22 protein-coding genes are annotated in these 24398 nt (G+C 42.1%); 11 read left to right on the forward strand and 11 right to left on the reverse strand.

Annotation, left to right across the window (positions count from 1 at the left end; all coding sequences use genetic code 11):
• Positions 1–8: 8 nt before the first annotated feature.
• Both RE476_RS04625 and iorA read right to left on the reverse strand, forming a co-directional pair.
• Positions 9–617, reverse strand: coding sequence for an indolepyruvate oxidoreductase subunit beta (locus RE476_RS04625; RefSeq protein WP_309309233.1), 609 nt, complete (start codon positions 615–617; stop codon positions 9–11).
• Complete coding sequence (gene iorA / locus RE476_RS04630; RefSeq protein ID WP_309309234.1) at positions 614–2503, reverse strand: indolepyruvate ferredoxin oxidoreductase subunit alpha; 1890 nt, start codon at positions 2501–2503, stop codon at positions 614–616. Before iorA ends, RE476_RS04625 begins: the two co-directional genes overlap by 4 nt.
• A 454-nt stretch (positions 2504–2957) precedes the next feature.
• Here iorA and RE476_RS04635 point away from each other — a divergent pair, with 454 nt between their 5' ends.
• A complete protein-coding gene (locus RE476_RS04635) occupies positions 2958–4370 on the forward strand; it encodes a sodium:solute symporter family protein (protein ID WP_309309235.1) in 1413 nt (470 codons plus the stop codon).
• Between the two features lie 137 nt (positions 4371–4507).
• On the forward strand, positions 4508–4864 hold the full coding sequence (locus RE476_RS04640; protein ID WP_309309236.1) for a hypothetical protein: 357 nt from the start codon (positions 4508–4510) through the stop codon (positions 4862–4864).
• A gap of 64 nt (positions 4865–4928) precedes the next feature.
• Here the strand turns inward: RE476_RS04640 and RE476_RS04645 are convergent, their stop codons facing one another.
• The 4 genes from RE476_RS04645 to RE476_RS04660 all read right to left on the reverse strand — a co-directional run bounded on the left by RE476_RS04645 (position 4929) and on the right by RE476_RS04660 (position 12971).
• A complete protein-coding gene (locus RE476_RS04645) occupies positions 4929–9137 on the reverse strand; it encodes a GLUG motif-containing protein (protein WP_309309237.1) in 4209 nt (1402 codons plus the stop codon).
• A gap of 203 nt (positions 9138–9340) precedes the next feature.
• Positions 9341–10462 (reverse strand): (Fe-S)-binding protein, encoded by a 1122-nt coding sequence (locus tag RE476_RS04650; protein ID WP_309309238.1) that lies wholly within the window; start codon positions 10460–10462, stop codon positions 9341–9343.
• A gap of 25 nt (positions 10463–10487) precedes the next feature.
• On the reverse strand, positions 10488–11456 hold the full coding sequence (locus RE476_RS04655; protein WP_309309239.1) for a YbgA family protein: 969 nt from the start codon (positions 11454–11456) through the stop codon (positions 10488–10490).
• A gap of 30 nt (positions 11457–11486) precedes the next feature.
• Positions 11487–12971 (reverse strand): aminoacyl-histidine dipeptidase, encoded by a 1485-nt coding sequence (locus RE476_RS04660; protein WP_309309240.1) that lies wholly within the window; start codon positions 12969–12971, stop codon positions 11487–11489.
• Between the two features lie 143 nt (positions 12972–13114).
• Between RE476_RS04660 and RE476_RS04665 the strand changes: the two genes are divergently transcribed.
• The 8 genes from RE476_RS04665 (at position 13115) to RE476_RS04700 (ending at position 20521) form a co-directional block, all read left to right on the forward strand.
• A complete protein-coding gene (locus RE476_RS04665) occupies positions 13115–13681 on the forward strand; it encodes an O-acetyl-ADP-ribose deacetylase (protein WP_309309241.1) in 567 nt (188 codons plus the stop codon).
• 391 nt (positions 13682–14072) lie between these two features.
• Positions 14073–14780: a type 1 glutamine amidotransferase gene (locus RE476_RS04670; protein ID WP_309309242.1), complete on the forward strand. Its 708-nt coding sequence runs from the start codon at positions 14073–14075 to the stop codon at positions 14778–14780.
• Between the two features lie 63 nt (positions 14781–14843).
• Positions 14844–15377, forward strand: coding sequence for a GNAT family N-acetyltransferase (locus tag RE476_RS04675; RefSeq protein ID WP_309309243.1), 534 nt, complete (start codon positions 14844–14846; stop codon positions 15375–15377).
• 172 nt (positions 15378–15549) lie between these two features.
• A complete protein-coding gene (locus RE476_RS04680) occupies positions 15550–17640 on the forward strand; it encodes a hypothetical protein (protein WP_309309244.1) in 2091 nt (696 codons plus the stop codon).
• Entirely contained in the window at positions 17637–18089 is a 453-nt protein-coding gene (locus RE476_RS04685; protein WP_309309245.1) for a hypothetical protein, read from the forward strand. The genes RE476_RS04680 and RE476_RS04685 overlap by 4 nt, the downstream gene beginning before the upstream one ends.
• Before the next feature lie 90 nt (positions 18090–18179).
• A complete protein-coding gene (locus RE476_RS04690; protein ID WP_309309246.1) occupies positions 18180–18548 on the forward strand; it encodes a hypothetical protein in 369 nt (122 codons plus the stop codon).
• 144 nt (positions 18549–18692) lie between these two features.
• Positions 18693–19961, forward strand: coding sequence for a PGF-pre-PGF domain-containing protein (locus RE476_RS04695; RefSeq protein WP_309309247.1), 1269 nt, complete (start codon positions 18693–18695; stop codon positions 19959–19961).
• A gap of 71 nt (positions 19962–20032) precedes the next feature.
• The gene (locus RE476_RS04700; RefSeq protein WP_309309248.1) at positions 20033–20521 is read left to right on the forward strand and encodes a metallophosphoesterase; all 489 of its coding nucleotides are present in this window, start codon (positions 20033–20035) and stop codon (positions 20519–20521) included.
• Positions 20522–20562: 41 nt separating this feature from the next.
• Here the strand turns inward: RE476_RS04700 and RE476_RS04705 are convergent, their stop codons facing one another.
• The 5 genes from RE476_RS04705 to RE476_RS04720 all read right to left on the reverse strand — a co-directional run bounded on the left by RE476_RS04705 (position 20563) and on the right by RE476_RS04720 (position 23217).
• Positions 20563–20958, reverse strand: a complete 396-nt coding sequence (locus tag RE476_RS04705) for a putative zinc-binding protein (RefSeq protein ID WP_309309249.1) — start codon at positions 20956–20958, stop codon at positions 20563–20565.
• Positions 20943–21176 (reverse strand): thioredoxin family protein, encoded by a 234-nt coding sequence (locus tag RE476_RS04710; protein WP_309309250.1) that lies wholly within the window; start codon positions 21174–21176, stop codon positions 20943–20945. Before RE476_RS04710 ends, RE476_RS04705 begins: the two co-directional genes overlap by 16 nt.
• Positions 21177–21193: 17 nt before the next feature.
• A complete protein-coding gene (locus RE476_RS12895; RefSeq protein ID WP_406600979.1) occupies positions 21194–21376 on the reverse strand; it encodes a 4Fe-4S binding protein in 183 nt (60 codons plus the stop codon).
• A gap of 34 nt (positions 21377–21410) precedes the next feature.
• On the reverse strand, positions 21411–22100 hold the full coding sequence (locus tag RE476_RS04715) for a metallophosphoesterase family protein (RefSeq protein ID WP_309309251.1): 690 nt from the start codon (positions 22098–22100) through the stop codon (positions 21411–21413).
• A 79-nt stretch (positions 22101–22179) separates the two neighbouring features.
• The gene (locus RE476_RS04720) at positions 22180–23217 is read right to left on the reverse strand and encodes a permease (protein ID WP_309309252.1); all 1038 of its coding nucleotides are present in this window, start codon (positions 23215–23217) and stop codon (positions 22180–22182) included.
• A 135-nt stretch (positions 23218–23352) separates the two neighbouring features.
• Between RE476_RS04720 and RE476_RS04725 the strand changes: the two genes are divergently transcribed.
• Entirely contained in the window at positions 23353–24216 is an 864-nt protein-coding gene (locus tag RE476_RS04725) for a class I SAM-dependent methyltransferase (protein ID WP_309309253.1), read from the forward strand.
• Positions 24217–24398 lie beyond the last annotated feature (182 nt).

Raw genomic sequence — 24398 nt, forward strand, 5'->3', positions numbered from 1 at the left:
CCCTGCGATCAATCCTTATTAATCACCTTGCGGTTATTCCCTGAAACACTTTCAATAGCCCTGTCAAATACCCTGCGATTAACATCCCTGTACTTTTCAGGAATCATTTTCTCAAGCACACCCCACAGATATTCTGTGGAGAATGGCAAAAGACCAGCACCTGCTGCAGCTGCTATCATGGCAACATTAGCCGCTTTATAGGTACCCGCATCCTTTGCAAGTTCAGTAAAATCAGCAGTGATGGTTCCCGGACAACTGCTCTTCAGGAAATCCAGTATCATCTCCGGGTCGTATTCATCACAACCCTGTGTGGAAGGCATTATGGCATGTTCATTGACAACCATGTTGCCGTCCTTTCCGAGGAAAAGAAGGTTCCTTGCAGTTTCTGCTGGCTCAAGGCCGATAAGCAGGTCTGCCTTTCCCTGAGGAATAAGTGAACCGCATACATCATCACCAATCCTTACATGACTGGTTACAGACCCTTCCCTCTGTGCCATTCCTATGGTCTCAGCCGTAGCCACATGGAAACCTGCGTCCATTGCTGCTGTTGCAAGCAAACGGGAAGCCAGCACTACACCCTGGCCACCGACACCTGCAATGAGAATATCGAATTTCATTGTGAAACCTCCTTCAGTACAATGGCATCTGACGGACATATCTGTGCGCACAGGCCACACCCACTGCATGTATCCTGAATTACCGGAAGTCCTGAGGGTATTGAGAATATTGCAGGACATCCAAGCTGGCTGATACACAGTTTGCAGCCGGTACATTTGTCCTCATCAACGATATACTGCCCTGTTCCCTTGCATATGGCAACACATTTGCCTTTGAACACCACAGCAGACGGACCTTCAAACTTCATTGCTTCTGTGGCTATATCCATGCACTTGTCAAGATCATCAGCTTCAATGGTCTTTACCATTCCGACCCCACAGCTTTTAAGGACCTCTGCAATATCGATCATCTTTGCAGGGGAGCCCATGGCAGTTATACCTATACCGGGATGAGGCTGATGTCCCGTCATTGCAGTTGTACGGTTATCGAGGACTGCAATTGTTATGTTCGCATTGTTATAGACAGCACTGACAACAGCAGCGATACCAGAATGGAAGAATGTGGAATCACCGATAAAAGCCACCTGTTTTGCATTCAGACCATTGCCGAATTCCTGTGTATGTGAAAGACCGGCTGCAATACTTATGCCGGCGCCCATACACAGACAGGTGTTAACCATGTTCAGAGGACGGGCATTTCCAAGTGTATAACATCCTATGTCACCGGAGAATACTGAATCAACACCGGTTTTTGATCTCATTTTAGCGGCAGCCTTCTTGAAGCCGTAGAATACTGTCCGATGCATGCAACCTGCACACAAAGTTGGAGCCCGAATGGGAAGTGACGGAATATCTTCTGCTTTTATGGCTGCAATCGAATGGGAAAAACGACAGGTCTTACTGCCTGTTTTGTCAAGTGCACGGTTGATGCCGTCTATGACAACATCTACATCATACTCACCACTGAAAGAGAAGGATCCATCTTTCTTTCCATGAATATTGATAGTTAGGTGGTGTCTGCCTGCTATTTGCAGGAACTGTTCTTCCATGTAAGGGTCCAGCTCCTCCACAACTATCAGGTCAGATATCCCTTTCATAAAATCAAGAGCTGCTTTTTCGGGAAATGGGTAAGCGGTGGCAGTCTTAAAAAAGGAGAATGTTCCGGGATGATCCTTTATTGCCTCCTGGACGTAAAGGCTTGAAACACCGGATGCTGCAATTCCTATATTGCTGCTTCCCTTTGTGATAGAATTAAATGAATTATCGGTAAAGTACTCTGAAAAACGGTCAGACATTTTAACCTGTAGCTCTTCCAGAAGCGGATGACGCTGGGCCGTCAGTTTTGGGAAGATGGTCCACCTTGTATCTTTCACAAATCCCTCAATGTCCCTGGGAACCGGGTCAATATCTTCTATGATAACATCTGCACAACCATGGGAAACCCTTGTGGTGGTCCTCAGTATTACAGGAGTTTCCAGTTCATGTGATAACTTAAAGGCTAATTTTGCCATGTCATAGGCTTCCTGCGGAGTTGAAGGATCAAGTACAGGAATATTAGAAAAATGCCCGAATGCCCGTGTATCCTGCTCTGTCTGGGATGAATGCGGACCCGGATCATCAGAAACAAGGATGACAAGTGAACCTTTCACCCCTATGTAGGAAAGGCTCATAAGAGGATCGGAAGCCACGTTAAGACCTACCTGTTTCATGGTGACTATGGCATTTGCACCCGAATATGCTGCACCTACTGCAGTTTCAAGTGCTACTTTTTCATTTGTGGCCCATTCAGCATAGATACCATATTCCTTTGCATGTGAAATGATAGTCTCCATGACCTCACTTGATGGTGTCCCAGGATATCCACTTGCGATCTGAAGACCAGCCTTCATAGCTCCAAAAGCAATGGCTTCGTTACCCATTAATATACGTTTACCGGTCAATGTCATTCCTCTTGAATGAAGATAATAGAAGTTAGAAAATGAATATACATCAGCTCCACATCAGGGATATGAAACATTGCATATATCGATAAATCAATGCTGTCCTATGCACTTATTTGATGAAATATAAATGTTTTGACACTGGGTTTTTGAGCTTGCAGGATGAACAGGATACAGGCTGATCAACCCAACACCTGTTTAAGAGTAAATGCCTTTGAAAAAGGAAAACAACAAAACATTTTTAAATGTATATATGTTTCATTGCGCATCAAAGTACATATTAGTTCATTAAGATGAGGAATACCTGATGTTGATACACAATATAATCACAGAATCCATTGCCACATCCCGATCAGTGGATGAACGGAGGAAAAACTAATGCCATTACCATATCTATACCTGATAGCATCTGTCATAATTATGCTGGGAATTACTTTCTTTTTCATATTGAGGCGTAACAATGCTTAATCAACTACTTCTGGCACTATATGTTATCGGGATCCTGCTGTTGTCGTTAAAACTTAAACAGGGAACATTTTCTGGATTTGTGATCTCAGACCGCAATATCACACACCCTGCTGTCATAGGCATCGCATACATGGCAGCATATTTCAGTGCAGCTTCATTCCTCGGTGGCGGCGGATACGGACTTGTTGCCGGCCTCCCCTGGGTTATCTGGGCAGTATTCTTCCACGTCGCATTTGCGTGTATCGCTTTTCTGGTTGCACCAAAAATATGGGCAGCTTCACAGCAGTACGATGCAAAGACAGTGCCACAACTTCTGGAACGCCGCTATAATTCACAGAAAGGAAAGGTGTTGCTTGCAGCTATAATGCTTTTGATGTACACTGTTTATCTGGTTGCGATCTTCAAAGGATGTGCAAATCTTTTCCAGGGCCTTCTTGGAGTAACCTATGTCCAGGGCCTGATAATAGCTGTAATAATTGTCGCTCTTTATTATGTAATAGGCGGACTTCCTGCAATTCTCTGGATAAGTTTCCTTCAGGGACTCATCATGATCGTTGGTGCTGTATTCCTGTACGGAGGACTTATTTCAAGTGGTAACGGAATGACTGCTATATGGGACGCGATCCCTGCCAACATGCTGAGCATGAGTGGAGCTATGGTTCCATGGCAGAAGACATTTGGAACTGCCTTTGCCATAAGTCTCGGACTTCTGGCATTACCTGACCTGCTTATCATGTTGTTCTCTGCAAAGGACAAGAAAGTTGTACGTTTTGCAGGTATCTACGGGCCTATTTCCATCACAATCTATGCTCTTTGTATCTTCTCACTGGGAATACTGGCATACGGAGCCTTCAGCCAGGAACAGCTTGCTCCTTACATCGCAAACCCTGATGGTCTGGTGCCATTCCTTGCAACGTCACTGCTCCCTACGGGATTTGACAGTATCGTACTGCTTGCAGCGATTTCAGCCGCAATGTCCACAATGAGTGCTATTGTACTTGTTACCACAACATCCCTTACTTCAGACATACTGAAGTACTTTAAACCCGAAACAACCGACGATAAGATACTCAAGATTACAAGGATAGTCGGAGTTGTGATCATTATTGTCTCTGCTTTCTTTGCAATTGATGTGCCACAACTTATCGTACCACTGGTTTCCGCAAGTATGGGAGTTATTGCATGCTGTGTTTTTGTACCACTTTTCTTCGGACTTTACTGGAAACGCGGTACATCAACAGGGTTCATTGCAAGTCTCATTGCAAGTTTTGGCTCAATTGTTCTGTGGCAGCTCTTTGGTAACCCGCTTATCCATCCGGTTTTCATCGGACTTATATGCGGAACCGTGGCTTATCTGGGCGGCAGCCTTGCAAGTTCTGCACCTGCAACCGGAACAGACAATTAATTAACAGAATAGAAGAAGGAACAATGCGGAGAATTACTCCGCAACGTTCTTTTTTATACATTATTGTAGCTACCTGAAAGTGCATCACAAAAACAGTTTTAACTATTTAGATCTATGAAATTATCAGGTGTTCTGATTTGAAGAATGTAATAAGCAAGAGTTTCGAGATCAAAGACTATATGCTTGATAACACTGTAATGAATGGCTTCTGGATGAATCTCATAGACAGGGAGAAGCTGACCACGGAAGTTGTTTATTCTCCTGTTGGCGCTGGAGGTTTCAGTTCAGATGAAATTAAAAGACTTATCGCAGAGATAACAGGTAAATGCAATAATTTCAAATCACAGCTTCCTGAGAACATAAACTGTGAAGTTGTCTTCAAAGACTTTGATGACCTGAAGTATTCAGCAAATGATGATGAACTTAAATTTGATTCAAGAGAATTGGATGAGATAAGGGTTGTTTATCGTTTCTGTGTCGGATACCATATCTGACAAATTGTCTGATTTTAAAAAATAATTAAAAGGGCATGATGCCCTTTCTTGTGTTTCCTTGTTCTTATTTCTGTTTTCTGCTCACAAGGAAAGCAAGTGAAACAAACACGACTCCTGTAAGAGCAGTGAATCCCGGAGTGCTGGAAGTTTCTTCTTCCTCTACTGGTTCATCTACTTCTTCAGCCACTGATGTTGCTGAACTTTCCACTGTATCTGCCGGAGTATCGCTTACTTCATCACCTAAAACACTGAAAATTGAGAATCCAGGAGTCTCAGCGTAGAAATAGAAGTATTCACCATCTTCACTTTTCTGAGAAGTTGGAAGATCATTCCACTGGTCATCATTATATCTTGTCATGCGGATGGTGGAAACATCAATGTTGTTATCTTCTATCCACTGCTTGCTCACCTTGAAGCTGATCATGACATTGTCAGCACTATCTGAAGAGATAGTTCCTTCATTTCCAACATCAATGCTCATCATCTGGTAGGAGTTACCGGATGGAGATGGAACGCCTTCTGGAGCACTGGAAAGTACCTGAACTTTGGCAACTACAAGACCCTTATCTTTCTTTGCGTCAAAGCTGATTCTAAGAACCGGGGTACCGCTGTCTGAGAAGTCGTAGTTAACTTTTGAGCCGCCTGTTACACGCTTGACAGATGAAGCAGACTGTGACACGATCTTTGGATCCTGACCCTGACTTACTGATGCACGAGTTCCTGAACTTGAACTGCTTGAACTTGGTACGTCTGTTACGGTTATGGTCATGTTACTGCTGAGATTGCTTCCCGCAAAATTACTTGCATTCAAATTTACGTAGTAGGTTCCTGTGGAACTGAAACTATGAGTAGGGTTCTGGGAAGTGGAATTAGTTCCATCACCAAAATCCCAGAACCACGATGTTGGAGTATTGCTGGAATTATCTGTGAATACAACAGTTAGCGGAACATATCCTGAACCAGTGCTTGCAGTGAAATCTGCAACCGGAGTTATGACATCGTTTATGGTGATGGTCATTACCTGAGAATCGACCGAACCATAGCCGTCACTTACATTGAATTCAACATAGTAAATTCCAGAATCATTGATGTTTGCACTCCATAAACCTTCACCGGTACTTGTATTAAAGTCGTCAAACAGAGAACTTCTGTTACAGCCAAATGTTGCTGTATCGCCATCGACATCTGTGAAGTTAATATCAAAGTTGATAGTTTCTCCTTCACTGCTTGTGATGTTTGTTACATCGAGAATACTTATCTCGTTGTTTGGAACCTGAACTGTGGAATTAGCTCCGGCTGACAGTACTGAGTACGTGATATTGTATGCATAAACTGTTATGTTAGACCATGCATGAGCAGAGAGAGCGGTATGGTTGAAACTGTTTGTTGTTCCATTCAGCCAGCTTGCATTATAACTCACGTTATAGGAATCAATTTCAATTCCTGTGCCTGCATTCCAGCTATGGTTCACCCAGAAATTACCAGTTGTATTTGTGAAGCTTTCAGGAGCTGAAATTGGTTCAACTGTGATGAACATTATCTGAGAATCAATTGAACCATAACCGTCACTTACATTGAATTCAACATTGTATGTTCCAGCTTCACCTAAACTGATGTTCCATGAACCAATACCAGTACTTGTGTTAAAGTCATCAAACAGGGAACTCTGGTTGCAGCCAAATGTTGCTGTGTCACCATCGGCATCTGTGAAGTTAATGTCAAAGTTGATACTTGCTCCTTCACCTGTGGTGATGTCTGTTACATTGAGAATGCTTATCACGTTGTTCGGTATCTGAACTCTGGAAATGGCGCCTGCTGAAAGTGTGGAATCCGTAGCATTGTATGCATAAACTGTTATGTTTGACCAGGCATGAGCTGAGAGTCCGGTATGATTGAAATAGGTAACAGTGCTGTTCTGCCAATTTCCGTCATAACTCACATTATAGGAATCGGTCAGATCTCCTGCACCTGCACTCCAGCTATGGTTCACCCAGAAATTGCCAGTTATATTTGTGAAACTTTCAGGTGTTCCTGCAAGTGAAATCGGATCTTCCTGATACTGGAAATATGGAAGAGTATAACCGCTTATTATTTTCCACACGTAACCAGAATTATCTGCTGTTGTGATTACATTCTGTGTACCGCTTGCATTCCAGTTAAGACCTGTATCTGAAACAAAGGCAAAACTGAGGAAGTTTACATAGGAAGTAGAAGTTCCCTCACCTGTAACCGGAGTACCGGAATAATACCCATCGGTAACACTGCCGCCACTAAGATAGCCGACAAGACCACCATTACTAGTACCAGTAGCAGTACCTGTAGCAAAACTCTTGCTCACTGTGGCGCTTCCAGCATTCTGTCCGACAAGACCGCCGACATACTGAGAACCAGTAGTTGCATTACCAGTAGCATAACAGTTGCTGATAGCACCCCAATTCTTCCCAAGAACACCACCGACAGAATCGCCAGAACCTGTGACATCGCCAGTGGCATAACTGTTGCCAATAGTACCAGTATTACCATTTTCACCGACAAGACCGCCGACTTCACCTGAGCCTGTAACAATACTATTGGCATAACAGTTGCTGATAGTATTAAGATTATAACCGACAAGACCGCCGGCATAATTAGAAGCACCAGTGACATTACCAGTAGCAAAACTGTTGCTAACAGAACCAGTGTTGGCATTTTCTCCGGCAAGGCCACCGACATAAGAAGCACCAGTGACATTACCAGTAGCATAACAGTTGCTAAGAGTACCGCCATTATTATTTGTACCGACAAGACCGCCAGCATAATTCAGAGAAACGGTAGCATTTCCAGTGGCAGAACTGTTGGTTACAGTACCGTAATTATCCCCTATAAGAACACCAGCATAGCCACCTGTAGTAACAACACCATCTGAGCTTGCTTCTACTCTCAGATCATAGATGTTAGCACCGATTGTTACGCCAAAGAATCCGGCATAGTTAGTGGTCTCATAAACAGTCAGATTCAGTATTGAATGTCCATTTCCGTTAAAGTCACCTGTGAAATAAGGTGCTGTTTTACCAATTGGAGTGTGATTACCCACAAGCGTAATGTCTTGTGTTAGTGTAAAGTTCATTCCCCAGTCAGCAGAAGTTGCTGAAAGTTCGTCAATATCGCTGTCGCTTGAAAGTAAATACGGGTCATCGACTGTACCGCTACCGCCGGAGTAAGTAACGTTTTGATACTGCAAGTATGGAAGAGTATAACCATCTATAATCCTCCATATGAAACTTGTATTCTCTTCTGTTGTGATAATGTCACCACTTCCATTCCAGTTAAGACCTGAAGCTCCTGATACAAAGGCAAAATCCATAAAGTTGGCATAGGAAGTAGAAGTACCAGCACCTGAAGCAGGTGTTCCTGAATAATAACTGTTAGTAACAGTGGCAACATTTAACCCGATCAAAGCACCGTAATCTGATGTGCCATCTACAGTACCTGTGGCAAAACTGTTGCTCACTGTGCCAGCCTCATTATACCCGATAAGACCGCCAACCTGCTGAACACCGGTAACATTGCCTGTGGCATAACAGTTGCTAACAGCCACCACCCAAATTCTCCCAATAAGACCACCGGTAAACTGATCACCACCACTAATAACATTACCTGTGGCATAACAATTGCTTACTACAGAATGCTCACTTGCGGCGCCTATAAGACCGCCGACATGATAGCTAGAACCAGTGACAGTAACATTGGCATAACTGTTGCTTACAGTACCCTCAGCATAGCCAACAAGACCACCGACATGCTGACCAGAGCCAGTGACAATTCCAGTGGAAGAACAATTGCTAATAGTGCCGCCAATATTACAGCCAACAAGACCACCGACATATTCAGTTGTTGAAACAACACCATCTGAACTTGTTTCTACTCCAAGATCATGGATATTAGCACCAAAATTTGTGTAACCAAAGAATCCAGCAAGGCCACCGGTATTATAAACGGTCAGATTACTTATTGTAGATCCATTTCCGTCAAAATCACCTGTGAACTGAGTGCTGCCATCACCAATAGGAGTATGATTACCCACAAGTGTGATGTCATTTGTTAGTTGGAAGTATTTGCTCCAGTCAGCAGAAGTTGATGACAATTCATCGATATCACTGTCACTTGAAAGCAGATACGGGGTTCCGCTTGAACCATCACCGCCGGAGTAAGTGCCTGCTGAAACTGTACCAATGCATGCTATTAAAATGCATATGAATAATGCTAATGAAAAGTGCCCTCTCTGTGAAATCATCCTATCAACATCCTTTATTATAAAATCAATCTGTTCAATCATATAAATATATTAGATTGTGAATAATTAGTATTGTTGATATTTATAATTATATAATTATAGTGAATGCATTATAACAAAAATGGACTGAAATCAGTGATTTCTGACTAAAAGATAAAATAAAAAAAGATGAGAGTTTACTGCTCTCCCGGAAGAGCAGAGTATCATAAGTTGTTTCGTTTAGTAAAATGATCACCAAGCACACTTTCCGCCAGCAGCACCGAAACGTCCTTTATCTTCATTTCCTCACCCTTTGACTCACAGGCACCTGACATGTGATGCACACAGAAAGGACAGTACGATGCAAGCATGTCAGCCTTATCCTTATAACTCTGCACCGTCAGCATGGCGATGTCATTTGCAATATCCGGGAAGTTTGGTTTAAGACCGGCTGGTCCTCCACAGCATACCTGTTTACCATCAAAGAGTTCCTTAATTTCCACACCCATACTTGTAAGGATACTCCGTGGAACGTCCTTTGTTTCTCTCAGCGGACAGGCATCCCTTACAGCAACTGTAAGATCGAGTTTCTCTGGTTTCAGGATGCCTTTATCGATCATATCCTTAAAGACATTCAGGGAATGTTCAACCTCAAAGTTCAGTTCACGATAAAGCTCAGGATAATCATGACTCAGGACAAGATAGCAACCAGGACATGAAGCTATTACCTTCTTTACTCCCAGTGACTCAATGTAATCCACAAACTTCTTTGCATGCTCTGCAGCCTGCCCAAAATGACCACTATCAATAAGGAAAAGTCCGCAGCATTTCTCTTCCTTGAGTATCATGGGTCTTATTCCTGCATGGTTGAGCAGGCGGATAGTGGCTCTGGCAACCTCTTGCTGACTATATGATACCCAGCAGCCTGCCATGTAAGCGATCTCTGAACTTTCGGCAATGTCAAGATCATCGGTTATCCAGTCAAACCTTTTTGAAGGGTCCTTGGCTCCGGGACTGTTGTGCTCAATGATGTTATTTGAGATAGCTGTAGTCTTTGCAGGCTCCCTGCCCTGCTTTGCCAGAAGCTCTCTCTCATACTGTATGATATCTGTGATAGGGATTTTCACAGGACAAACATCATCACAGGCTCCACACCTTGTGGAAAGATAGATATTGTCCATTTCATCCTTTGTAAGCTCCTCACCTGCAACGATCTTTGCAAGGGTCGCGATCTTTCCCTGTGGAGTAAAACGGTTACCATCTGTGACCATATTGACCGGACAGACATCCCAGCATTTACCGCAATCTATACACGAATATATTTCTTCCTGAAAACGATACATCATATCACCTTAAACAAAAGAAAACGAATCACTTATCCCAGTAGTCTTTATCCCTGCTCTCATCAACCTGTCCCTTGATCTCTTCGGGATATGGGTACAGGAAAGTGTCCTCATAAGAATCCACTCCATAAAAGCGCGATGAGAACATCCTTAATACTTCAATAACAGCATCTTCACTTATCCAGTTATTCTTGAAACGTCCGAGCATGTCCTCAAAGAAAGAATTCTCCGCCTGTGTTGTATCTGCAAACATGGAGAACATGTTTCTTGCAGTTTCAATTTTCAAGATCAATGAACCGGGCTTTCTCATTAGCTGCTTTAGCAGAGACTCATATTCCCCGAACAAACTTCCGGTTTCTTTCCCTGACCCCAGCAATTCTGACATACCTATGAGAATTTCAGTATTATAGGTCATGAACAGAAAACGGTTATTTTTATGGAACTCAAGCAATGCATCAAGAGAATATTCCGCTTTCACCTGCCTGAAAGCCGCAAAAGTGTATAACTGGGTCAGGAAATGATGGCTTATACGGCTATTACGCAATCTCTCATTCTCTTCAATGGGATATCCTGGATACCGCGCAATCACCTGTCTGGCAAACAATCCTGCACTTCTTTCAACTACCGGAGCCATATATGCGCCTGCATAGACCTTGACATCGTCGACTCCCATACTGGGAGAAATGCCTTTGAATATGAAACCATCAATATCCCCAAGCTTGTCAAGGAAATTGCATGTAAAAGTATTCATCCTTTCAGTAAGGTCTTCACCTGTCTTTGGCTGAATAAGCCGATATTCGCCATTCTTCTTAATGAGTCTCAAAGAATCCCTGGGTACCCCAAGGCCGATCTCAATTTCCGGACATACTTTTATGAAGTCTACAAATGGCATGAGATCGCGTACTATTTGAGAATGAACAATCTGTGCATTATAACGCACATTATCAAACTCAAGACACTTGCTTACAAGAACAGTTGGCCTTGGGAACTTTCTCATATAATCAACATTGAACCTTATAGATTATAATCATGACTTCTTCTGCTTTCCCTGACGTGTGCTATTTTCGTCTTGAAATGAAGCAAGCAAAGCAACCATAAGATCCCATACCTTCCTGACCGATGGGATATACATCCGTTCATCAGGAGAATGCGGATTCTTTATGGTAGGACCAAAAGAGATCATATCCATCCCCTCATATTTCGAACCTATAACAGCGCATTCCAGGCCTGCATGGATAGCTTCGATCCTTGCATGTTCCCCGAACACAGAGGAATATACATCCATACATCGCTGAAGAAGAGGCGAAGACATATCAGGTTGCCATGCCGGATAACCCGAACCATGTGAACAGTTCGCCCCATACTCTACGGCAACCGATTCAACTTTTCCGGTGATCTCTGCAAGTCCCGTGTCAGAAGAACTGCGCTGGCTTGATACTACCACCAGTTTACCATCCTCTATATTGACAATCGCCAGGTTACTTGAGGTTTCTACAAGGCTTGGTATTGCCGGAGATATGGAAGCTACCCCATGTGGCAATGACATCAGAAGACCTATGACCCGACGAGCAATAGAAGTATCGATTGCCTTCATTTCAACATCAGTACCGGATTCTTCAAGAGCTATTGAAAGAGAAGGCTCAAGACCTGCATATTCAGACCTGAACCTGCTTTCAAACCCGGCAATCAATGAAATAATAGTCTCTTTCAGATCCGGGGAAAAAGCAATGATTGCTTCCGCATGTCGTGGAATGGCATTATGTGCAGAGCCGCCTTTTATATCAAGCAACATGAGGTCGTATTCTTCCATAAGTGATTGCAAGACCTCTGCAAGCAGCTTGTTGGCATTTGCTCTCTTTTCATGAATATCAACACCTGAATGGCCTCCTGAAAGACCATTCACAACCAATCTGAAAAATAATACATCCTCAGGTACCGATGAATATTCAAGTGGCATCCTGATAGTCGTGTTCAATCCTCCGGCACAGCCAACTGTAAAAACACCCTCTTCCTCCGAATCCACATTCAACAGTATCTTCCCGGTGATGAAATCAGGCATCAGCGCATTAGCTCCTGTAAGTCCGGTTTCTTCATCCACGGTAAAAAGCAGCTCAAGTGGAGGATGGTTTACACCCATATCTTCTGCAAGGGCAAGGGCAATTGCGAGTGCTATTCCGTTATCTGCGCCCAACGTTGTTCCCTCAGCCCTGAGCCAGTCAGTTTCGATGACAGGTACAATTGGGTCTTTTGCAAAGTCATGCATACTGCCACAGGCCTTTTCGCATACCATATCCATGTGCCCCTGAATCACTATTGAAGGCAGGTTCTCATAGCCTTTTGAAGCGGGTACCCCAATGACTATATTGTTGACACTATCGAACTTTACGCTAAAACCTTTTGATAGACCCCATTCTTTCAGCCATGTGGCTATTCTCTCTTCCTGACCTGATGGTCGGGGAACGCTGCTTATTTCCCTGAAAAGGGTGAGGATCTTTTCTGTGACTTCATCCATGAATTGACCTGCCATAATCTTGAATCTTAAAATCTTACTCCATAAATTTTGCATTAATGAGATATAGTCTATTGCCTGCTCTGTACCAAATATATCATACAACAAAGATAAGAATAATCTTGACAATTCTTTCCTTAAAGATTATGAACCGGAAAAGAGGAGATCATATGGATATTTCCGACATTGTCAGTGTGATAATGGGAGACATAGTGGAACAGGAAGTTGATGCTATAGTAAATGCAGCCAACAATTCACTTCTGGGCGGGGGAGGCGTGGACGGAGCCATACATTCTGCAGCTGGTCCGCAACTTCTCGAAGAATGCCGTACACTTGGAGGATGCCCGACAGGAGAAGCCAGGATCACAAAAGGATACAGGCTTCCTGCTAAGTGGGTGATACATACCGTCGGACCTGTCTGGAATGGAGGAAATTTCAGAGAGGAACAACTGCTGACCGATGCATACAGGAATTCACTCATTCTTGCAGAAGAATATGACGTCAGAAGCATTGCCTTTCCAGGAATAAGTATCGGAGCCTATGGTTTTCCCGTGTACAGGGCATCGGGACTTGCATTGAGAACTATAATTGGACATCTTAAGGATGGCAGCTCACTGGCAGATGTCAGGCTCATCTGCTTCAATGAAAATGCACATCATTTTTATTCGAATGCACTATGGGAGCAGGCTTCCTTTATAAAAAACAGCAGATAATCTATATCCAAACAACAAAACACTCCATCATCATGATGATTAGCATATGCCGTATGATAGATATTTTTAAATAATATGAATGTGTGAAGAACTCTTGTTAAGTTAAACCATACGCAATAAAATTGTAGACTAACGATTGTTCGTTTGGTGAGATTGGTTGGAGGTACGGCAAATATGACAGGTGGTACCATAATTTGCCAAAAACGTAACTCAATTGGTCAGGATTTCCTTGATTAGAAAAAACGAAATCAAGAAAGTTACCATTTCAAAAATAATCAGGAATCCTGACCGTTGGGAATCTTCTTTTTCTGAATTCATTTTATCTGACATGGCATTTTTTAGCGGCTTCTACTCATAAACAATTTATTTTACAAACCAGATATAGGAATCCATGAACCTGCTGATCGTAAAGAACATTTCAAGGGAAGGTCCCGGGATATTAAAAGATATTCTGGATGAAAATAATATTTCTCACGACATCATCGACCTTGATTCCGGAGATAAAATCCCGAACCCTGAAAACTACTCTGCGATAATGGTTTTCGGTGGACCGGACAGTGCCAACGACACAACCGGGAAAATGTTGCAAGAACTTGAAATGATAAAGCAGGCAATTGATGCAGGCACACCTTACCTTGGTATCTGTCTTGGCATGCAGGCACTTGTTAAGGCCTGCGGAGGTTCTGTGCATGCAAATGATGTAAAAGAGATAGGTTTTCGTGGAGAGGACGGTAACTATTATTCGATCGACATTCGAAAAGAACATTCACATGACCCTCTGTTTGCCGGTCTTGAAACTTCTCTGAAGATATTCCATTTGCATGGTGAAACAGTAAATATAACCGAAAAGATGCAATTGCTGGCTACCGGAAAGTACTGTCAGCACCAAATAGTAAAAGTCGGTGAAAATGCCTACGGGATCCAGGGGCATTTTGAACTGACACCCGAAATGTTTGGTGTATGGCTGGACAACGATCCTGAACTCATGGAAATGGACAGGGATAAACTCAAAACCGATTTTGAATTGCTTTCTGATGAATACAATAACACTGGGAGAAAGCTGTTCAGCAATTTCCTGAAGATTGCAGGATTGCTCTGATACATTCATTGTTGTCCTGAGCAATGGATAACTTTTTTGTATCAGTCAGATAAATATTATTTCATGAAGATCCCACAATCCATAAACACAGAACGATTGGTAATCAGAAGATATGTGGAAGATGATCTTGACAGGTTACACCTTTTTTTCAACAATGAAGAAGTAACCAGTTCCACGGATATGCCTCTGCACAGAAGCATTGAGGAAACAAAAGAATTCCTTGACATACTTATACAATCATATAATTCGGATGAACCACTCTTTGCAATGGCAATTTCCAAAAAGGATAATGGAGAAGTGATTGGTTCATGTGGTTTTGCACCACTTGAATTTTCTCAGGATACACAGGTATATTATGCTCTTGAACCGGAATTTCGAGGTAAAGGATACGCAACAGAAGCAATGGAAAAAATGATAGAATACATGGTCCTTGTCCTTGACATCAACAGGATAGCAGTTTATTGTTCTCCTGAGAACAGTAATTCGATAAACCTGGCAAAAAGAGTGGGAATGGAATATCAGGGCACTGTCAAAGTAGAAGACAGGGATTCCGAGTATTTCCTGCTGACAAGGGAAAAATATCTCAGTGTTAATTAAGGCAACATCTTTCATTTCTCAATATAAGTGTTTAGAATAATATGACTGCTTATGTGCATATCTGCACAGAAAAACCGTCGCAGCATATCAAAAATATTATATAGAATTATATTAACTTTGTAGTTATATGAGGTTGGATATATTATTTATTTGTATTTTAATAGTTGTTTCGATGTCTGTACCTGTAACTACAGCAGAGTACAACTATGAAGAAGTAAGAACGATAATCTACGAAGCCGGGGTAGAGGTAAAACCCGGTTTAACTGAAGATCTTGTATGGTATGTCGGAGATGAAGAACATTCAGGAGTAGTGGGTTTCTGGGAAAATGGTCATCTTGAGGCTGAGATGAAGAACGTGGATTACTGGAATGTAGATGATCCGATGACTATAATGACCGCAGAAACGACAGATCAATTTGATATCACGACAAGTTATGCTTCATTCACAGCTCCAACTCCCGGAGGAGATCTGGTTTATGTGACCATTGATGGCTATAAACTTCATTTGTCTGAGATTAAGCCGGTAGCTGATAATATATTTATCAGACTTGTAGAGGAATCAGCAGCAAGTGGTGCTATTTCAGTATCTGTGAATACAATATACATTGAATCAGAAATCTATAATGAAGTCGTTGAAGCTATAAGAGATATCAAGCCCGGTTTCAATGATGACGGATACTGGTATGTTGGCGACGATGAACATGCAGGCGCAGTCGCCTATTCTGAACTGATCCTGGAACCTGAAATGAAAGATCCCGATTACTGGGATATCAGTGAACGAATGATCATGTCTGAAAATCCAGACATGCTGATCAGTAGTGATATTACGTTTGATGCACCAACACCTTATGGAACCAGAGTTTATGTCACTGTAGATGGCTATGATGTTCCTCTTTCTGAGATATGGCCAGTAGCAGAGGTCATCTATAATACACTTGTAGAGCGATCCTTTGAAAGTGGTGCTATTGGTAACGGAGTATCAGGAGATGCAGTCACACAGGATGCTTCCATAGGAACTTCAATTGGAGATATAGAAAGCGATTCCCTGCAGGACACTGTCCCTGATGATATTCCGACGGTTACGGATGACGGGGTAGAATATGATGAAGATTCCACAGATGATGATAATCTCGAAGACAAGCTTGCTGAGATAGATGAACTGTTTTCATTATATGATGATCTGTTAGAAAAAGGACTTCTCGAATATGAAAAGGAAATGGATGTCGATGATATTGGAAAACAGGACATCGAAGATTTCCAGAACATCCAGATGAATTATATTCTTCCTGAGGAATTCGTAGAATCAATGCAGGAGCAGGCTATAATCATCGATATGCTAAGAGATGAGAGCTCCGAAGACATAGATAAACTTGATGAAATAGATACAAGCGAAGAGCAAGATACCGAGACTAATAGAGCTATTATCAAAGATGTTTTTGGAAATGATTTTAACTTTGATGCCGGAAGCTCTGTAAGTGTTGGAAGCGGACCTGAGTATGAAGGCAAGGAAAAGGTTGCTGAAAAACTCAGCGAGAACCTGTATCTTGATGCACTGGACAATACCAGAAAGGAAAGCATGGAGAAGTTGAAGACCGGACACGAAGCAGCATCTTTCTTTTTGGATAGTTACGGAGACTCAAAAATAGCAAAGAACTTTGAGAAAATGGACAAGATCAACAGTGTGAAAGAAGAAGTGGACAAGTATGTAGGTGCCTACAAAGATACAAAGAAGCTAAGTGAAATGAAAGGAGCTTCAGGGACATCTACAAAAGCTCTGTATGCCCTTGCAAAAAGTGGTCAGGAAGTTGCTGATAAAATTCCCGTAGTTGGTAGCATTATTAAAACAGAATTAGAAGTCGTTGAAAAGGTGGTTATGGTTATACCTGAACTTGATGACGCTATAAAGAACAGCGATGCAAGACAGGGAGTTATAACAAACGGTCCGATTGGAACTTCCACACCTAACGCATTCCTGGATTCTTATGGAAAAATGACACCAACCCAGGATGGACCATCTTATTCTTTGCCTTATACCGATGAAAATGGAAAAGAGCATGAGATCAGCCCGGACCACTGGAAGAAGGTCACAACAAAAAGTGGAACCTATTACGTGCCAATGGATGAAGACGAGAATCCTGTTGGTGATATTGCTCTTAAAGACTCCGCAAGCAGTTGGAAACCATGGAAATGGGATAACTGCCATGTGGTCAAGCGTAGCAATCCTACGATAATCTACAATAACGGGGAGGAATACGACCTATGAAGAAAAGAACAATTGCAATTATAGGAATAGTATTGTTGTTCCTCCTGTTCTCAGGCGGGGAGGATGACAGCTCATCTAGTGCTGAATGGGATTCAATGGTATCAGACAGTTATGATGTTGACAGGGCTGCAAGCATGTCAATTTATGAATCCCTTGCATTCCAGGGAATCGATGATGCCATTGTAGAAGTAACTGAAGAACATGTGCTTGTCAAATATGACCAGCCACCAGTGAAATCAGATACCGATGCACTCATTATATGGTTCTATATCATGGGAATTGCAGCTGAGACAGCACCTGATACTGATGAGGTTATCATCGAGATGTACGATGGAACCGAGCCACTCTATGAAGTAACAGCACAGACCTCTGATATCAGGGATTATCTGGATTCTTACATGACTCTCGAAGATTTTAAGGCAAAAGTAGATGTCAGAGCAGTAATGTGATTTCAGGAGACAAACTGTGGGAATCATTGGTTCAATAGCAGACAGGACCCTTGATACATTGATAGATGACCAGCAGGCAAATCTCAGGAAGTGCTCAACAATCAGGGACCTGAGATCAAAGGAGTATGGGAAACAAAGGAGGGATTCCTCTTTGGTTCCCCTCTTTCTTTAGATATCCTGGACAAGAACAATATTGTCTATGAAGAAACAGAATTCTGCTGGGACGACAATTCAGAGGAATCAGATACTACTGCACTTGTAATTCTCCTCTGGTTCCTTGATAAGAATGAAACATTCCTGAGAAAGAAAACTTTCCTTCAGGATTTTGTTATGAAATTCCTACAGGAAGATTTTGAAACAACGTTTAATTGTGAATACTGGCTAAACTGCAAGACCCAAAGGTGGGGACACATGGCAAAGCCGCTTTTTGATTATGCGTATTCAGTAGATGATGACTAAGGTACATTACCAAGCTACTTGATTTGCCTATCTTTTCATGTCAATATCTAAACACCACTACTGTAAAGTATGGGCGATTAAAATAACAAAATATAAATATATATTAGCATATACTATTTTTGAATGATTGTTGGGTGTGTGCGGATGAACAGAATGAAATATTCCCCTGATTCTTACAGAAAAATAATGTTTCTTTTTTTTGTGTTAATACTTATCTATGCTTGCATTCTAACCACGTCAGCAGAATCTGTTGTTAGCATATCACCCTCCAGCCAGAGCATAGGTGCAAACCAGGAATTTGATGTATACATAAATATAGACCCGGAAACTCCCATTGCCGGTGCACAACTTGACATACTGTATGACCCGGACATGCTTTCAGTAAGCAGCGTTAATGAAGGGGATTTCTTCAAGCAGGATGGGACCATGTCGATCTTCATTGGGGGAACAGTGGATGATTCTCAGGGAAGAGTCAATGGGCTCTTTGCAGTAACCCTTGGCAAAGCCGAAATAAGTACAGAAGGGACCTTTGCCCACATTACATTCATAGCTTCCGATACAAAAGGAGATTGTGTCATCGATATTTCCAATGTAATATTAAGCAATTCAGATGGTTTGTCCGTTCCCGTAACTACTCATACCGCACAGGTCACTATCAATGAAAATACGCCCTCTTCTCCAATAGATGAAACAACTGCCAGCTCTGGTGGTGGCGGTGGCGGAGGAGGAGATACCGGCGAAGATGCCAATAACATTGCCCTTAAAGAAGTTAAAAAAATCTATATTATCGCAGACACCGATATCATTTATTCCTTTGATGAGAACTCAAACCCTATCAGTTCAATCAATTACAGGTCGCTGAAAAATGCCGGTTTCATAACAAGCACCATTGAGGTACTTAAAGATGTATCTTCCACCGTTTCAGAAAAACCGGAAGGACTTATCTACAGGAACATGAATATCTGGATCGGAAAAGCAGGCTATGCCACTGGAACCAATATGGATGATATGAGAATATCTTTTGTTGTTCTTAAAAACTGGATCACAGTCAATGATGTAGATCCAGAGAACATACACCTGAAAAGATACCATGCCGGAAAGTGGGAAACTCTTGACACCGAAATAAAAGGAGAAAATGAGGATTTTATCATTTTTGAAGCAAAGACTCCTGGATTCTCACCGTTTGCTATCACTGCAGAAGCGCCATCTTATATTATGGAAGATGAAGTGTTATTAAATGAAGAATCTGACAGCAAAATTACAGACCAGGAAGAAGAGAACAGCATCAGTATAGATAACTCTGTTTCCGGTTCAACTGAAACAAGTTCCGCAAAGCTTGCACAGAACAGCTCTTTGCTTTTTTGTACTTCCATGCTCATTATTTTATTTTTAAGACGTGGCAAACTCATTTAGAGTAACCGATGCAAAATACTGAAAAAGAATAAATCCTGTCCACACCTTCTTTAAAGAGGAGAAGTGGAAAAATGATAGGAATAATGGCTGACTCACACGATAATATGGATGCGATCAGGACTGCTGTGGAATTGTTCAATAAGAAAAAGGTAAGGACTGTACTGCATGCCGGAGATATCATATCACCGTTTACGGCAGCAGCTTTCAGCAAACTGGATGCGGATATGTACTTTGTATTCGGGAACAATGATGGTGACAGATTACTTCTCAAACAGAAATTTGATGAGAGCGGTGCACAGTGTTGTGGCGATTTCGGTGACCTGGAGATTGAAGGAAAGCGCATTGCACTCCTTCATGGAATATACGAACCACCGGTAAACGCTTTGGCAGAATCAGGAGACTTTGATATAGTTGTCAGGGGACACACGCATCATGCAGGTGTCACTGAAACAAATGAAACACTGCTTATAAATCCGGGTGAGACTGCCGGAGTACTCACAGGAAAACGAACGGTGGCAATCCTTGACCCCGAAATTGGTGTAGAGATAATAGAAATATGAATCCTGGCATTTGTTTCAGGATTCAGAAAAGAATTAATGTCTCAGAGCAGCTCTGAGACCTTTGACAGGACTTCCTTAACCTGTGAGGGATCAAGGTCAAGATTCTTGTTCTTTTTTATATCAAGATCCGTCAGAAGGATGTGTTTTCCAATTGGAATACCTGCTTCTTCCATAGTTGCTTTAGCACAGTTCACAGGGCATCCGTCTATTACTATTATAGACTCACAGCCTTCCGCAGATTTAAGCAGGCCAGGCCTCTTACCACCGATACCTACAGTACACATCATGTTGCCCACGCCCTGCTTGTGTAATTCGATTGCAACAGCATTGCTTAACTGACCAACATTGGATGCACCGGCACATGGGAATATTCCCACAATATCAGAGCCACATGAACATTTTACATTCCCGGACATAGGTATTACTTTGTTATCCATTCGATAACCTCTTCGACCTTTGGTACTCTGCCAGCGATCTTTACATCACCGTCAACAACAACAGCGGGCGTAATCAAGACGCCATATGCCAGTATGCTGTCCATATCTTCCACCTTTACTATCTCAGCATCGACACCAGTTTGCTCAACTGCTTTTTCAACTGAATTCTTAGCTTTGTTGCACTTTGGGCAACCGGCACCTAATATCTCTATTTTCATATTTTCATCTCTTTAATTTAAATAAACACTTTTATAGCATAAAATTCGCAGGATCTCACGCAATTAATACAGTATTTGCACGAACTCATCCTTGCAGGGAAACATATCCCGTCCTTCAGTTCAAGTACATCATTCTGACATGCATCCACACATGAACCACAACCAGTACATTTGTCATCGTGAACAGTGATAAGTACCATTTAGTCAACACTTCCTAATTAATTAAAGGGAATGTCAGTACCCTCTCTTTAATATTGTTATCAGTTCATCAGAGTTGGGCATGTTTTCCTTTATTTTTTTACATGTTGTATCCATATCATAATCACAGCGTATGATCTCAGCTTCTGAACTGGAAGTATCAAACACCACACAACTGGCACGCCAGTCACCATCCCTGGGCTGACCTGTCGACCCCGGATTTATTATAAGCATATTCTGGAATTTCCTGATAAATGGATGGTGTGAATGACCTATGAACAGAACATCTGCATCAATTTCAGATACCATTTCCTCAATTTCAGATTCTGGTATTTCCGGCTTCATGTATTCATAATTGGACCTCGGACTTCCATGTGTGAAATAAAGCCTCAGACCATCTATCTCTTTCTGAATGCTGAAAGGAAGCTGGCGAAGGAATTCCATTTGCTCTTCTGTTATCACTTCCCTTGTATAATCCCTGGTAGCAACTGAAAGATGTTTGTACTTATACCCACATCCGCATTCTATTCCGGAACCCACGGCTGCATCATGATTACCTAGAACTGTTTCGATCCCCTGTTGCATGATAAGGTCTATACAGTCTGATGGAGAGGGACCATAATCAGCAAGGTCACCAAGGCAGATGACCTTATCATGAGGAATATCCAGCACTGCATCCAGAGCTTCTTTATTGCCATGGATATCTGATATCAGTAGTATTCGCATTTTTTCACCAAGATTTTTACCAGAATTTTACCAAACTCTTCCTTCTGAACTTGTCCTTGTTTCCTAGATATATTATGCATTATATCAGGTACGTTCCAAACACATATCCTGATATCGTGGCAATCACAACGACAAGTGAAATGTATGTCAGGCCTTTCTGGACACCCATGATCCTGCTTATCACGATCATATTAGGCAGACTCAGAGCCGGACCTGCCAGCAGCATGGATAGTGCAGGACCCTTACCCATACCAAGAAGTGTGAGTGCACTTATTATAGGAACCTCTGTCAATGTTGAGAAATACATGAGTGCTGCAGCAACAGATGCAATTATGTATGACATAAAAGTGTTGCCTCCTACATATTTAACGACATATTCTGCAGGGAGGAGTTCAACCATGATACCGGCAAAGAACACTCCTATCAGCAGAAGGGGAGTTATCTGCTTTACGAGGAACCAGGTCTCAGTCATCCAGCTTTCAAGCTCATCCTTAGAGAACCATTTGAGAGAGACGTATATGGTAATAAGTATCAGTGGAATTTCCACAAATAGCATTGGATTCCATGTAGGCAGTATCTCAGGTGTCACAAGTATTGCCAGAAGCAGCAGGAAAAGCCAGACTGTGTGAGCGTGTTTCTCTTCACCGAATGTCTTGATGCTCTTTCTTTCGCCGTTATATTTCTCATATATGAATGCCATCATAATACCGATAAACACTGAAAGGAGAATTGCTATAACTGCCCTTGCAACTCCAAGGTCATAGCCCAGTATCTTAGCGGTATAAACTATGGCAAGAATATTGATAGCAGGCGCCGAGAACAGGAAGGTGGTTGCCGGACCAATTCCCGCACCTCTTTTATAGATTCCTGCAAATAGAGGTAGAACGGTACAGCTGCACACAGCGAGCAGACACCCGGAAACGGCTGCTACTGTGTAGGAAACATATTTAGGTGCATCAGCCCCGAAGTATTTCAGGACCGACTCTTTGGAAAAGAGCGATGCTATAGCTCCTGCCAGGAAAAAGGCAGGTATAAGGCACAAGAGTACATGCAATGCAAGATACTCCTGAAGTGATGCAATACCAACATAAGCCAGGTCTACGAGATAAGAGGTCATTGTTTCAAAATATGTTGAAATGCTATTTATAGGTTATGGTTTCAAATCTTTTTGAAACGCTTTGGATGTATATTTCAGGAATATGCACTTTCGGAATACCACTAAAAGTATATCTAAAAAACACAATTGAAGCATATGTCATTCAAACCCATTGGAAAGGTATCAAATTTTGCAGATGAAAAGACCATGCAGCTTCTTGCACTCTGGAAAGAGAGCGTAAGTGTTGTGGAACTGGATGAAACAGATGCAGAAGCATACCTCTATGAAGACTATTCACATTACATAGTGATCCATGACCCCCTGAAAATGGAGTTCCCTGAGAAAAGAAAAGAATGGAACAGAAGGTTCTGCAGGGATGCAAGCGTTTCAGTTGTTGAGCTTATAAAAGTGAATGAGAACAAGATATATTTCAAAGGTCTCTTTGCCATAAACGAGTCTTCCATTTACGGCATTGTCCCTTACACCTCTTTTGACAATTATGAAGCAGATTTCCCTGTTGCTGAGATGGAAATACTCAAGAAGCAGACAATGGATGTGGCACTTCCCCAGGCAACCGGAAAGACAATACTTGATGTAGGGTGTGGTGTTGGCAGCATTACGCTACAAATGGCAAGGATGAATCCCCTGTCACAGGTCATGGGAATCGACCTGATGGAAGAAACTATGGAGCAATGCCAGTTAAATGCTGCTGCCTACGATGTGACAAATGCATCTTTCAAAGCTGCAAGCGTCTACGAACTTCCATTTGAGAAGGGAGATTTTGAAACTATAACCTGCTTCTTCATGCTTCATCACCTTGACGACATACCAAAGGCTCTTTCCGAAGTTAAAAGAGTGCTTGCTACAGGTGGAAAGGTCCTGGCAGTTGAGCCTCTGGACCATAATCATGGAACTGAAAGGAGAATACAGGACTGGGTAGATCAGTTTGAGAATGCAGGTTTTTCCGTTGAGACCGAACAGATAAGCAGGGCCGTTTTCGTACAGGCAATGTTGAAGTAAAAAGAAACAAGGGAGGAGCGGGTGCACCACACCCGCAATAAAAACAGATGTGCAATATTCTTTTCCATCAAGAGGTAAACCATCTGGAGAGTTTGTTTTTCCTTGATTGCACTTTAGTGTTACAAACACACATGGTTTTTAACACTAAATTTACTATGGACCTTTTTTATTTATAACTTATG

The organism is Methanolobus mangrovi (assembly GCF_031312535.1).
GTDB classification, from domain to species: Archaea; Halobacteriota; Methanosarcinia; order Methanosarcinales; family Methanosarcinaceae; genus Methanolobus; species Methanolobus mangrovi.

Bases quoted from the DNA above. Each gene is read 5' to 3' on its own strand.
- RE476_RS04625 (WP_309309233.1), bottom strand. From the start codon at position 617: ATGAAATTCGATATTCTCATTGCAGGTGTCGGTGGCCAGGGTGTAGTG.
- iorA (WP_309309234.1), bottom strand. From the start codon at position 2,503: ATGACATTGACCGGTAAACGTATATTAATGGGTAACGAAGCCATTGCT.
- RE476_RS04635 (WP_309309235.1), top strand. From the start codon at position 2,958: ATGCTTAATCAACTACTTCTGGCACTATATGTTATCGGGATCCTGCTG.
- RE476_RS04645 (WP_309309237.1), bottom strand. From the start codon at position 9,137: ATGATTTCACAGAGAGGGCACTTTTCATTAGCATTATTCATATGCATT.
- RE476_RS04650 (WP_309309238.1), bottom strand. From the start codon at position 10,462: ATGATGTATCGTTTTCAGGAAGAAATATATTCGTGTATAGATTGCGGT.
- RE476_RS04655 (WP_309309239.1), bottom strand. From the start codon at position 11,456: ATGAGAAAGTTCCCAAGGCCAACTGTTCTTGTAAGCAAGTGTCTTGAG.
- RE476_RS04660 (WP_309309240.1), bottom strand. From the start codon at position 12,971: ATGGATGAAGTCACAGAAAAGATCCTCACCCTTTTCAGGGAAATAAGC.
- RE476_RS04665 (WP_309309241.1), top strand. From the start codon at position 13,115: ATGAACCGGAAAAGAGGAGATCATATGGATATTTCCGACATTGTCAGT.
- RE476_RS04670 (WP_309309242.1), top strand. From the start codon at position 14,073: ATGAACCTGCTGATCGTAAAGAACATTTCAAGGGAAGGTCCCGGGATA.
- RE476_RS04675 (WP_309309243.1), top strand. From the start codon at position 14,844: ATGAAGATCCCACAATCCATAAACACAGAACGATTGGTAATCAGAAGA.
- RE476_RS04680 (WP_309309244.1), top strand. From the start codon at position 15,550: ATGTCTGTACCTGTAACTACAGCAGAGTACAACTATGAAGAAGTAAGA.
- RE476_RS04685 (WP_309309245.1), top strand. From the start codon at position 17,637: ATGAAGAAAAGAACAATTGCAATTATAGGAATAGTATTGTTGTTCCTC.
- RE476_RS04695 (WP_309309247.1), top strand. From the start codon at position 18,693: ATGAACAGAATGAAATATTCCCCTGATTCTTACAGAAAAATAATGTTT.
- RE476_RS04700 (WP_309309248.1), top strand. From the start codon at position 20,033: ATGATAGGAATAATGGCTGACTCACACGATAATATGGATGCGATCAGG.
- RE476_RS04705 (WP_309309249.1), bottom strand. From the start codon at position 20,958: ATGGATAACAAAGTAATACCTATGTCCGGGAATGTAAAATGTTCATGT.
- RE476_RS04710 (WP_309309250.1), bottom strand. From the start codon at position 21,176: ATGAAAATAGAGATATTAGGTGCCGGTTGCCCAAAGTGCAACAAAGCT.
- RE476_RS12895 (WP_406600979.1), bottom strand. From the start codon at position 21,376: ATGGTACTTATCACTGTTCACGATGACAAATGTACTGGTTGTGGTTCA.
- RE476_RS04715 (WP_309309251.1), bottom strand. From the start codon at position 22,100: ATGCGAATACTACTGATATCAGATATCCATGGCAATAAAGAAGCTCTG.
- RE476_RS04720 (WP_309309252.1), bottom strand. From the start codon at position 23,217: ATGACCTCTTATCTCGTAGACCTGGCTTATGTTGGTATTGCATCACTT.
- RE476_RS04725 (WP_309309253.1), top strand. From the start codon at position 23,353: ATGTCATTCAAACCCATTGGAAAGGTATCAAATTTTGCAGATGAAAAG.